This is a genomic window from Pseudomonas sp. 65/3-MNA-CIBAN-0223 (genome assembly GCF_040310425.1).
GTDB classification, from domain to species: domain Bacteria; phylum Pseudomonadota; class Gammaproteobacteria; order Pseudomonadales; family Pseudomonadaceae; genus Aquipseudomonas; species Aquipseudomonas gregormendelii.
This window is the reverse complement of sequence record NZ_JBEOPV010000004.1, coordinates 231630-243088: the sequence shown is the minus strand read 5'-3', so window position 1 is coordinate 243088 and position 11459 is coordinate 231630. Positions and strand designations below refer to the sequence as shown.

9 protein-coding genes are annotated in these 11459 nt (G+C 61.6%); 7 read left to right on the top strand and 2 right to left on the bottom strand.

Annotated features, from left to right (window positions below):
- Window positions 1-102: 102 nt before the first annotated feature.
- From AAEZ09_RS06155 to AAEZ09_RS06145, 3 genes are all read left to right on the top strand, one after another.
- A complete protein-coding gene (locus AAEZ09_RS06155) occupies window positions 103-1461 on the top strand; it encodes a TolC family outer membrane protein (RefSeq protein WP_205891914.1) in 1359 nt (452 codons plus the stop codon).
- An 80-nt stretch (window positions 1462-1541) separates the two neighbouring features.
- Window positions 1542-3701 (top strand): type I secretion system permease/ATPase, encoded by a 2160-nt coding sequence (locus AAEZ09_RS06150; RefSeq protein WP_205891913.1) that lies wholly within the window; start codon window positions 1542-1544, stop codon window positions 3699-3701.
- A 9-nt stretch (window positions 3702-3710) separates the two neighbouring features.
- Window positions 3711-5084, top strand: a complete 1374-nt coding sequence (locus tag AAEZ09_RS06145) for an HlyD family type I secretion periplasmic adaptor subunit (RefSeq protein ID WP_045058683.1) — start codon at window positions 3711-3713, stop codon at window positions 5082-5084.
- Window positions 5085-5160: 76 nt separating this feature from the next.
- On the opposite strand, the gene AAEZ09_RS06140 is transcribed toward AAEZ09_RS06145, so the two are convergent.
- Together AAEZ09_RS06140 and AAEZ09_RS06135 are read right to left on the bottom strand one after the other, a co-directional pair.
- A complete protein-coding gene (locus AAEZ09_RS06140; protein ID WP_350598632.1) occupies window positions 5161-5757 on the bottom strand; it encodes a tRNA-uridine aminocarboxypropyltransferase in 597 nt (198 codons plus the stop codon).
- A gap of 4 nt (window positions 5758-5761) precedes the next feature.
- On the bottom strand, window positions 5762-6655 hold the full coding sequence (locus tag AAEZ09_RS06135; protein WP_045058685.1) for a LysR family transcriptional regulator: 894 nt from the start codon (window positions 6653-6655) through the stop codon (window positions 5762-5764).
- A 264-nt stretch (window positions 6656-6919) separates the two neighbouring features.
- Between AAEZ09_RS06135 and speB the strand changes: the two genes are divergently transcribed.
- The 4 genes from speB (at window position 6920) to AAEZ09_RS06115 (ending at window position 11403) form a co-directional block, all read left to right on the top strand.
- Window positions 6920-7870: an agmatinase gene (gene speB / locus AAEZ09_RS06130; protein ID WP_045058686.1), complete on the top strand. Its 951-nt coding sequence runs from the start codon at window positions 6920-6922 to the stop codon at window positions 7868-7870.
- Window positions 7871-7879: 9 nt separating this feature from the next.
- Window positions 7880-8302 (top strand): YybH family protein, encoded by a 423-nt coding sequence (locus AAEZ09_RS06125; RefSeq protein ID WP_350598630.1) that lies wholly within the window; start codon window positions 7880-7882, stop codon window positions 8300-8302.
- Between the two features lie 54 nt (window positions 8303-8356).
- Window positions 8357-9877 carry a purine-cytosine permease family protein gene (locus tag AAEZ09_RS06120; RefSeq protein WP_045058688.1) on the top strand — a complete coding sequence of 507 codons (1521 nt, stop codon included), beginning with the start codon at window positions 8357-8359 and terminating at the stop codon, window positions 9875-9877.
- A gap of 146 nt (window positions 9878-10023) precedes the next feature.
- Window positions 10024-11403: a sodium:solute symporter family protein gene (locus AAEZ09_RS06115; protein WP_205891911.1), complete on the top strand. Its 1380-nt coding sequence runs from the start codon at window positions 10024-10026 to the stop codon at window positions 11401-11403.
- Window positions 11404-11459 lie beyond the last annotated feature (56 nt).

The following is an 11459-nucleotide window of genomic DNA, read 5'->3' as shown; positions in this document are numbered from 1 at the left end:
GTTCTTAGCTCTGTTGTTACAAGCTTGAAACGGTTTTCACTATAAATGCCGTCAAATATTTGGCGACTGATAAGCATCATTAGGAATCAGGGAGATACACCCATGCGCGTTTTAACCCCCCTCTGCAGCGCGATTTTGCTGGCCATGGCCTGCACTTCACAGGCCCAGGCCATGTCCTTGACCGAGGCCATCCAAAGCACTATTGCAACTCACCCGGAACTTGCGTCACGCGTGGACGCGCGGCTGTCCGCGGACGAAGAAGTCAAAATCGCCAAAGGGGGCTTCTATCCATCTGTCGATCTGAACGCTGCTTACGGCCGCGGCTACAGCGATAACACCAACACCCGTGCACAGGGCAATCACAACACGGAGGTCCTGACTTACACCCAGTCGGAACTGCGCCTGCGGCAGATGCTGTTTGACGGTTTCAACACCGCCAACGAAGTCGAACGCACCAAGGGTGTGGTCAATTCCCGGGCCTATTACGCCCAGGGCACTGCCCAGGACCTGGCCCTGCGGACCATCGAGGTCTACCTCGAAGTGCTCAAGCGTCGCGAACTGGTGACCCTGGCCAAGAACAACCTGCAAGCTCACCTGCGCGTCAACGACCAGATCGGCCTGCGCACCGAGCGCGGTATCGGCAGCACCGCCGACGCCGACCAGTCCACCGCTCGTCGGGCACTGGCGCAAAACAACCTGGACACCGCCGAAGTCGACCTGGCCGACGCCGAATCGAACTTCTACGCCGTGGTAGGTCGCCTGCCGGATGAACTGGAAACCCTGCCTTCGACCCGCGGTGAATTGCCCGCTACCCTGCAGGAAGCCCAGCAGAGCATGGTGGAGAATAACCCGTACCTGAAATCCGCCCAGGCAGACGTGCAGTCCGCCGAGAGCCAGTACGAAGTTGCCAAGTCGCCGTTCTTCCCACGCTTCGACGCTGAAGCGGCAGTGGGCGCGAACAACAACGTGCAGGGCGATGAAGGTCACGACAACGAGTGGCGGGTCGGTGTGGTGATGAACTACAACCTGTTCCGCGGCGGCAGCGACAAGGCCCGCCTGCAGTCCAACGCGCACCAGATCAACCAGGCCATGGACATCCGCAACAACGCCCTGCGCCAGCTCAACGAAAATATCCACCTGGCCTGGAACGCCATGCTCAACGCGAAGAAGCAGACGCCGACCGCGCGCGAGTACGCCGAAACGACCAAACGCGTACGTGCGGCCTACCAGGATCAGTTCGGCCTCGGCCAGCGCACCCTGCTGGACGTGCTCGACAGTGAGAACGAGCTCTACAACGCCAACCGTCGCTACACCGAAGTTCGCTACACCGAGGAATACTCGATGTACCGCATCCTCTCGAACATGGGCCTGTTGCTGAGCAAACAACGCGTGGTGCTGCCTGCCGATGCGATCGCCCAGACCGAAGTGAAGAATGAAGCCCGCTTGCCTGAACTGAGGTAAGTGCCGGTGTAGGAGCTGCCCCAGGCTCCTACACAGTATGTTGTGTTGATGTGGCAGCCCGTTCACCTGGAGCGATCAATTTGACCAGCATGGAAACCGGCAACACTGGTGTCGATCCGCGTCTTGGCTTCGACGACCCGCTTCTTGACGGGCTGTTGATCCTCTGCAAACTCCACGGCGCGACGGTCAGTCGCGCCAGCCTGAGTGCCGGGCTGCCCCTGAACAAACAACGCCTGAGCCTGGACCTGCTGCCCCGCGCAGCAGCCCGGGCCGGTTTGCAGGCGCGCGTGCTGCGCCGGGACCTGGCGGATATTTCCCCTCTCAACCTGCCCGTGATGCTGATACTCGGCAACGGCCGCACGGCCGTTCTGCGACGTCTGGGAGACGATGGCCGCCTGCTCATCCTGCCCAGCGAAGCCGACGGTGGCGAACAATGGGTCAGCCGTGAAGAGCTGACTGAAAATTACAGCGGCCAGGCATTGTTTGCCCGGCCACGCCATGAACTTGAAGACCTGCGCTCGCCCCTGGTACCCCGGGTGGAAGCCTGGTTTCGCGACACACTGAAACTGTCCAAATGGCTGTACAGCGACGCCATCCTGGCAAGCTTCCTGATCAACCTCCTGGGCCTGATGGTGCCGCTGTTCGTCATGCAGACCTACGACCGGGTCGTGCCGAACCAGGCCACATCGACCCTGTGGGTGCTGTCCATCGGCTTGCTGATCGGCACCGGTTTTGAACTGGTGCTGCGCGTGGTGCGCGCGCACTTGCTGGACACCGCCGGGAAGAAAACCGACGTGATTCTCTCGGCCACTCTGTTCGAGCGCATCACTGGCATGTCGATGAAGGCACGGCCGGCCACCATCGGCGGGTTTGCCCAGAGCATCCATGACTTCCAGGGCCTGCGTGAGTTTCTCACCGCCGTGACCCTCACCAGCCTGATCGACCTGCCATTCGCCGTGCTCATGCTGGTGGTGATCGGTCTGCTGGGCGGCTGGCTGGTGGTGATCCCGCTGCTGGCATTTCCGATCACCATCATCTTCGCGATGATCATCCAGGCACGCCTGCGCGACACCGTGCAAAAAAGCCTGACCCTGGGTGCGGAACGCCAGGCCCTGCTGATTGAAACCCTGGGCGGCCTGGAAACCCTCAAGGCCTGCAGCGCCGAAAGCGAGCGCCAGCACAAATGGGAAACCACCCACGGCGCCCTGACCCGCCTCGACAGCCACGCCCGCAATCTCTCGGCCCTGGCCACCAACGGCACCCTGTTCATCCAGCAATTTTCCGGCATGGCGACCATCGTCGCCGGGGTCTACAGCATCATTGCCGGCAACCTCAGCGTTGGTGCGCTGGTGGCGACCTACATGCTTGGCAGCCGGGTGCTGGCACCGCTCGGGCAGATTGCCGGCCTGATCACGCGTTACCAGCAAGCGCAGTTGACCATGAAAAGTACCGATGCGCTGATGGGGCTGCCCCAGGAGCGCGACGCCCGGCAACGGCCGCTGGAGCGCACGCAACTGCAAGGCGCCCTCGACGTCAGTGGCGTGACCTTTCACTACAACGGCCAGAGTGCCCCGGCGCTGCACAACGTCAGTTTCAGCATGAAACCCGGTGAGCGCATCGGCATTATCGGCCGCAGCGGCTCGGGCAAAAGCACCCTCGCCCGCCTGGTGATGGGTTTCTACACCCCGGAAGAAGGCCAGTTGCTACTCGACGGCCTGGACCTGCGGCAACTGGACGTCGCCGACTTGCGCCAGCAGATCGGCTACGTTGCCCATGACTTGCCGCTGCTGGCCGGCAGCCTGCGCGATAACCTGACCCTGGGCGCCCGCTATGTCAGTGATTCGCGAATGCTCGAAGTGGCAGAACTCACCGGCGTCACAGAGCTCGCCCGCCAACACCCGCAAGGCTTCGACCGGCCGGTAGGTGAACGCGGCCAGTTGCTGTCCGGCGGCCAGCGCCAGGCCGTGCTGCTGGCCCGGGCCTTGTTGCTCGACCCACCGATCATGCTGCTCGACGAGCCCACCAGCGCCATGGACAACAGCAGCGAAGACGTCCTGCGCCAGAAACTCCACGGCTGGGTCCAGGGCAAGACCCTGCTGCTGGTCACCCACCGGACCTCGATGCTCAGCCTGGTGGATCGGCTGGTGGTGCTGGACAACGGACGGATCGTCGCCGACGGTCCGAAAGAAGCGGTCATCGATGCACTGCGCAAGGGCCGCGTCGGCTCTGCAGCGGTCTAGGAGTTGCCCATGGCCCGATCATCATCCGACTCGCCCGACGCAAAGCCGCGCGGTTATTTCGGCAGTTTCAGGAAAAGCGCCGAGAGCGAGTTCATGCCGGAGACCGCCGGCGCGACGCTGCAGGATTCCCCGCGCTGGTCGCGGATCACCGTGTGGCTGGCGGCGGGGCTGATCGTCAGCGCCGTGGTCTGGGCCAAATTCGCCGTGCTCCAGGAAGTCACCATGGGCGAAGGCAAGGCGATTCCGTCAAGCAAGGTCCAGGTGATTCAGAACCTGGAAGGCGGCATCGTCACCGAGATCTTTGTCCGCGAGGGGCAGATGGTGAACAAGGGCGATACCTTGCTGCGCCTGGATGACACCCGCTTTCTATCGAACAAGGGTGAAAGCGAGGCCGATCGGTATGCCTTGACCGCCCAGGTTGAACGCCTGTCCGCCGAGGCCGAAGGGCGGCCCTTCAAGTTGTCGGCCGAGGTGATCGCCAAGGCGCCGCAGGTGGCCGAGGACGAGCGCTCGCTCTACGAGCAACGGCAGCGTCGACTGGCCAGTGAACAGCGCACGCTCAGCGAACAGCTGCGGCAAAAAACCCAGGAACTGGCGGAGTTTCGCTCGAAACAAGGGCAATTCAGTTCGAGCCTGGCCCTACTGCAGCAAGAGATGAACATGTCAGCACCGCTGGTCGGCACCGGTGCCGTGTCCCCCGTAGAAATCCTGCGACTCAAGCGCAGCGCGGTGGAAATTCGCGGCTCGTTGAACGCCACGACCCTGGCCATTCCTCGGGCGGAATCGGCGATCGCTGAAATCAAGAGCAAGATTGACGAGTCCGAACAATCTTTCCGTTCGGACGCTGCCAAGGAGCTCAACGAGAAACGCACCGACCTTTCAAAAATTACCGCTTCGAGCATCGCCATCGATGACCGCGTCACCCGCACCACGGTGGTCTCGCCGGTTCACGGGATCATCAAGGTGCTGAAGGTCAACACCATCGGCGGCGTGGTCCAGCCCGGCAGCGACATGGTGGAAATCGTACCGTTGGAAGACAACCTGCTGATCGAGGCCAAGGTCCGTCCGCAGGACGTGGCGTTTCTGCATCCGGGGCAGCGGGCGATGGTCAAGTTCAGCGCCTACGACTACACCATTTATGGCGGCTTGAGCGCCAAGCTGGAGTTGATTGGCGCAGATACTATTACCGATGACAAGGGCAACAGCTTTTATCTGATCCAGGTGCGCACCGACAAGAACCACTTGGGTGGGGATGCGAAGCCGTTACTGATCATCCCGGGGATGGTGGCGACGGTGGACATCATCACCGGTGAGAAGAGTGTGCTGGACTACCTGCTCAAGCCGGTGCTGAAGGCGCGGACCGAGGCGATGCGCGAGCGGTAGGTTCTGGCCTGGAGTTGTGGTGATAGCTCTACCGTCTTCGCGGGCAAGCCCGCGAAGAGGCCGGCACGAGCAACGCCTAATTCGGCCCATGATTACGCAAAAAAACCTCCTCCCCCATCGCCGCGATCTGCCCCTCGATCAACGCCTCGAACGGCTTCAGCAATGGCTCAAAGGACATCGGCGCTTCCAGCACCTGCAACGCCTGCGCGATGGCCTCCACCGTCGATAAAGCCCCCGGCCCCGGCGCCTTGCGCAATCGATACCGCGACACTCCGCCCTGCGCCAGCGTCACCCGTGGCAATGTCGCCAGCAGCGGATTGAGGTGCAGCAGCTTGCGCGCCTTGCGCCAGGTACCGTCCGGCACCACCAGCAACAGCGGCTGATCATCTGCGCCATAGCCCTGCAGCGTCTGCGTATCCTCGCCCGGAAACAGCAGCCGCGCCTGGTACCCCGGTTGATTCAACAACGCCGGCAGATCCGCGAACACTTCGCCCACGATCAGCTCGGCATTGGTCAAGCCAAGCGCGGCCAAACGTGCGGTATTCAGCGCGTGGTTTACTTCACTCGGATGCTGCAGCACCAGCACCCGGGTACGGCTGTCGAGGCTCGGGATCAATAGGCACAGGCAATGGGCTTCTGGGCGCATGCAGCGCGGGCAATGGATTCTGGACATTATTTCAAGCCTGATTGAGTTGCGCTTTGAGCAGATCGCGGAAGGTCTGGATCAGCGGTTCGCGGCTGCGGCCACGGCGCACGATCATGGAAAATGGCGCCTGATAACCAAAAGTCGCCGGCAGCAACACCCGCAAATCGCCCTTATCGGCCCAGGCCTGGGCGTAGTGTTCGGGCAAGTAACCGATGTAGGCGCCAGACAGCACCAGGATCAACTGCGCCTCCATGCTCTCCACGGTGGCGGCGCTGTGTTTGAAGCCGTGGCGCGCCAGTTCCGCCTGGCTCCAGTACCCCCGGCCGACCATGCGCTGCTGGGTAATGACCTGCTCGGGGATACGTCGTTCGGTGAACAGCGGGTGCCGGCTGCTGCAGTACAACCAGTGCTGCTCGCGGTACAGCGGCATGTACACCAGCCCGCTCATGCGCGTGGAAAATGCACCGATGGCCAGGTCCAGTCGATTGTCCTGCACGCCGAGTTGCAGCTCGTAGGGGCTCATGACCGACAAGTGCAGATGCACGGCCGGGTGCTCCTGGCTGTAGGCGCCGATGGCTTCGGCGAACGGCAGGGCCTTGTCGCTGACGGTGGAGTCGATGACCCCCAGGTTCAGCGTGCCGCGCAACTCGCCCTTGAGTGCGGCGGCATATTGCTCGAATCCTTCGAGCTCGGCCAGCAACCGCAAGGTTTCCTGGTGGAACAGCTCACCCTTGCTGGTCAGGCTGAAACCGCCACGCCCGCGATGGCAGAGCACCAGGCCGAGGGCGGCTTCGAGCTGACTCATGTAAGTGCTGATGGCCGAAGTCGAGAGGTTGAGCTCCTGCTGGGCAGTGGCAAACCCCTGATGGCGAACCACGCTGACAAAAATGCGCAGCAGTTTCAGGTCGGGTAAAGCGTTGGCCATGGGAACTCCGGATTCGCGGCAGCTACCTGTAGGAGCTGCCGCAGGCTGCGATCTTTTGACTTTCGGCAGTACAAGGCCACGAAGAATGAAGATCAAAAGATCGCAGCCTGCGGCAGCTCCTGCCATCAGCCGTTAAATTTACCGCCGCCATTTTCCATTAGTTTAGAAAAATCTGAACTAAGTATTTGTGCGTAGCGATTCTTCCCCGCCACTACATTTCGCAGAATCGGCGCCTAATACAAAAAAATGATGAGGCCTGAACCCGTGGACAAGATTCTTCACCAACCACTGGGCGGCAACGAAATGCCGCGCTTCGGCGGCATCGCCACCATGATGCGACTTCCCCATGTGCCGACCGCTGCCGGTCTGGACGCTGCCTTCGTTGGCGTGCCCCTGGACATCGGTACCTCCCTGCGCCCTGGTACACGTTTCGGGCCTCGGGAAATCCGCGCCGAATCGGTCATGATTCGCCCTTACAACATGGCGACCGGCGCCGCTCCGTTCGATTCGCTATCGGTGGCTGACATCGGCGACGTGGCGATCAACACCTTCAACCTGCTCGATGCCGTACGGATCATCGAAGAATCCTACGACAACATCCTCGAACACGACGTGATCCCGCTGACCCTGGGCGGCGACCACACCATCACCCTGCCGATCCTGCGTGCCATCCATAAAAAGCACGGCAAAGTCGGCCTGGTGCACATCGACGCCCATGCCGATGTCAACGATCACATGTTCGGCGAAAAAATCGCCCACGGGACCACGTTCCGTCGCGCAGTCGAAGAAGGCCTGCTGGACCCGGACCGCGTAGTACAAATCGGCCTGCGCGCCCAGGGCTACACCGCCGACGACTTCAACTGGAGCCGCAACCAGGGCTTTCGCGTCGTGCAGGCCGAAGAGTGCTGGCACAAATCTCTTGCGCCGCTGATGGCTGAAGTGCGCGAGAAAGTGGGTGGCGGCCCGGTGTACCTGAGTTTTGACATCGACGGCATCGATCCGGCCTGGGCGCCAGGCACCGGCACCCCGGAAATTGGCGGACTGACGACCATTCAGGCGATCGAGATCGTGCGCGGCTGCCAAGGCCTCGACCTGGTCGGCTGCGATCTGGTAGAAGTCTCGCCCGCTTATGACACCACCGGTAATACCTCGCTGCTGGCCGCCAACCTGCTGTACGAAATGCTTTGCGTGCTGCCTGGCGTGGTTCATCGCTGAGGACGGGTCATGAACGAACGCGATCAAGTATTGCAAGCCGCCGCCGATCTGGTGTCGGCCTTTGCCGGTAACGATCGCGAAGCCTATTTCGGCGCCTTCAGCGCCGATGCCAGCTTCGTCTTCTACACCCTCGAACAGCCCCTGCTGTCGCGCGATGCCTATCAGGCGTTGTGGGACACCTGGCGCCGCGAGGATGGCTTCGAGGTGCTTTCGTGCACTTCAAGCAACGCTTTCGTCAGCCTGCAGGGTGACGTGGCGATTTTCATCCATGACGTGGCCACCGAGCTGCGCATGCAAGGGGAGCAACACTTCAGCCAGGAGCGCGAGACGATTGTTTTCAGAAAACACTCGTCTGGCCAAGAACAACAAGGCCATTGGCTGGCCTGCCACGAACATTTATCCGCGATGCCGGAAGGGCTGCCACCCCCTTAGCCAAACAGGTGACGCTCACACACGATGAGCGCGCCTTTATGATCGGAGCAGATCATGAATAACAACAACAACGAAAAAAGCCTTAGCAGCATCGAAACAAACGGGGTCGAACAGATCCCGGATCACGAACGCGATGCCCGTCCCGGCGATTTGTTTCGCCTGATCTTCGGCGGCGCCAACACTTTTGCGACCGCCGTGCTCGGCAGCTTTCCGGTGTTGTTTGGCCTGTCCTTCCAGGCCGGTGTATGGGCGATCGTGCTGGGCGTCGTGCTTGGCGCGCTGATCCTTGCACCCATGGGCCTGTTCGGCCCGATCAACGGCACCAACAACGCCGTGTCTTCCGGTGCGCACTTCGGCGTGCACGGCCGGATCGTCGGTTCGTTCCTGTCGTTGCTGACCGCCATCGCCTTCTTCTCACTGTCGGTGTGGAGCTCGGGTGATGCGCTGATCGGTGGCGCCAAACGCCTGATCGGCCTGCCGGAAACCGACCTGAGTCTGGGCCTGGCCTACGGATTGTTCGCCATCCTGGTGCTGACCGTGTGCATCTACGGTTTCCGCTTCATGCTGTGGGTCAATCGCATTGCGGTATGGGCGGCCAGCGCGCTGTTCCTGCTCGGCATCTTCGCGTTTGCCCCGACCTTCGACAGCCAGTTCGCCGGCACCGTGGCCCTGGGTCAGGCCGGCTTCTGGGCAGCCTTTATCGGCGCAGCGCTGGTGGCCATGAGCAACCCGATATCCTTCGGCGCGTTTCTCGGTGACTGGTCGCGGTACATCCCACGCGAAACCCCGAAAGGCCGGATCATGTTTGCAGTGATCGCGGCACAGCTTGCCACCCTGATCCCGTTCCTGTTCGGCCTGGCCACTGCCACCATCGTGGCGATCAAGGCGCCGGATTACATCGCGGCCAATAACTATGTAGGCGGTCTGCTGGCGGTCTCGCCTAGCTGGTTTTTCCTGCCGGTGTGCCTGATCGCGGTGATCGGCGGCATGTCCACAGGCACCACTTCCCTTTATGGCACCGGGCTGGACATGTCCAGTGTGTTTCCGCGAGTGCTGTCACGGGTCAAGGCCACGTTGCTGATCGGGGTGATGTCGATTGCCTTCATCTTCATCGGTCGCTTCGCCGCCAACCTGGTGCAAAGCGTATCGACCTTCGCCGTACTGATCATCACCTGCACCACGCCATGGATGGTGATCATGATTATCGGCCTGGTGGTGCGCCGTGGCTTCTACTGCCCGGATGACCTGCAGGTATTCACCCGAGGCGAAAAAGGTGGCCGCTACTGGTTCACCCACGGCTGGAACTGGCGCGGCCTGGGGGCCTGGATCCCGAGTGCGCTGGTGGGGCTGTGCTTCGTCAACCTGCCCGGCCAATTCGTTGGACCGCTGGGTAACCTGGCCGACGGCATCGACATTAGCCTGCCGGTCACCCTGGGCCTGGCGTCGGTGGTGTACCTGGTCCTGCTGAGCCTGTTCCCGGAGCCCAAGGCGGTGTTTGGCCCGGATGATTTACGCAGCGAAGGCATAGCGCCGCTTGATGCAAGACCTGTGGGAGCAAGGCTTGCCCGCGATTGAGGCGCCGCGATTTATAGCTGGACCGCGTCATCGTTTATCGCGGGCAAGCCTTGCTACCACAGGGAATGAGTTGCCTGCGGGGACCGAGCAGCACCACAGAACCATTTTTGTTTCACCATAAAAAAGACAATCGGAGACACGCCATCATGGCTTTGGATTTATTCGTCGTTCTCATATACGCCGCCGCAATGCTGGTCCTCGGCTACTTCGGCATGCGCAAGGCCAAGACCAACGAAGACTACCTGGTTGCCGGTCGCAATCTCGGCCCGACCCTGTACATGGGCACAATGGCCGCGACCGTCCTGGGTGGTGCGTCCACCGTCGGCACCGTGCGCCTGGGTTATGTCCACGGTATTTCCGGGTTCTGGCTTTGCGCGGCACTGGGCTGCGGGATCGTGGCGCTGAACCTGTTCCTCGCCAAGCCGCTGCTCAAGCTGAAGATCTACACCGTTACCCAGGTGCTGGAAAAACGCTACAACCCGATGGCCCGCTCCGCGAGTGCGGCGATCATGCTGGCGTACGCGCTGATGATCGGCGTGACCTCGATCCTGGCAATCGGCACGGTCCTGCAAGTGCTGTTCGACCTGCCCTTCTGGATCTCGGTGCTGCTGGGCGGCGGCGTGGTGGTGGTCTATTCGGCGATCGGCGGCATGTGGTCCCTGACCCTGACTGACATCGTCCAGTTCGTGATCAAGACCGTCGGCCTGATGTTCATCCTGCTTCCCATCTGCCTGTACCGCGTTGGCGGCTGGGATGAACTGGTGCTGAAACTGCCGGCGACCGCCTTCAGCTTCACCACCATCGGCTGGGACACCATCATCACCTACTTCATGATCTACTTCTTCGGGATCCTGATCGGCCAGGACATCTGGCAGCGGGTGTTCACCGTGAAGACCGCGAAGATTGCCCAGTACGCCGGTACTTTCGCAGGCTTCTACTGCATCCTCTACGGACTGGCCTGCGCCCTGATCGGCATGGCCGCCCACGTGTTGATCCCGGACCTGGACAACGTCAACAACGCCTTCGCAGCCATCGTCAAACTGTCGTTGCCGGACGGCATCCGTGGCCTGGTCATCGCTGCCGCACTGGCCGCCATGATGTCCACCGCCAGCGCCGGCCTCCTCGCGGCGTCCACCACACTGACCGAAGACCTGCTGCCAAAGCTGCGTGGCGGCAAACAGTCGAGCCTGGGCATCAACCGGCTGTTTACCCTGCTGACCGGCATCGCCGTGCTGGGTATCGCCTTGGTGGTGAACGACGTCATCAGCGCACTGACCCTCGCCTATAACCTGCTGGTGGGTGGCATGCTGATCCCGCTGATGGGGGCCATTTTCTGGAAACGCGCAACCACCGCCGGCGCCATTGCCAGCATGGGCCTGGGCTTTGCCACCGCACTGCTGTTCATGTTCAAGGATGGCCTGGATGCCAACACGCCGATCTACTACAGCCTGGCTGTCGGCCTGGTGAGCTTTGTGGTGGTGAGCCTGGCGTCCCGTCGCCCTTCAGTGGTGGCGAGCGCGATCTGATAGCGCACAACTGACTAAATGTTTTCTTCGACGGGTGTGGCGTCGGTTGCCACACC

Bases quoted from the DNA above. Each gene is read 5' to 3' on its own strand.
- AAEZ09_RS06155 (WP_205891914.1), top strand. From the start codon at position 103: ATGCGCGTTTTAACCCCCCTCTGCAGCGCGATTTTGCTGGCCATGGCC.
- AAEZ09_RS06145 (WP_045058683.1), top strand. From the start codon at position 3,711: ATGGCCCGATCATCATCCGACTCGCCCGACGCAAAGCCGCGCGGTTAT.
- AAEZ09_RS06140 (WP_350598632.1), bottom strand. From the start codon at position 5,757: ATGTCCAGAATCCATTGCCCGCGCTGCATGCGCCCAGAAGCCCATTGC.
- AAEZ09_RS06135 (WP_045058685.1), bottom strand. From the start codon at position 6,655: ATGGCCAACGCTTTACCCGACCTGAAACTGCTGCGCATTTTTGTCAGC.
- AAEZ09_RS06125 (WP_350598630.1), top strand. From the start codon at position 7,880: ATGAACGAACGCGATCAAGTATTGCAAGCCGCCGCCGATCTGGTGTCG.
- AAEZ09_RS06120 (WP_045058688.1), top strand. From the start codon at position 8,357: ATGAATAACAACAACAACGAAAAAAGCCTTAGCAGCATCGAAACAAAC.
- AAEZ09_RS06115 (WP_205891911.1), top strand. From the start codon at position 10,024: ATGGCTTTGGATTTATTCGTCGTTCTCATATACGCCGCCGCAATGCTG.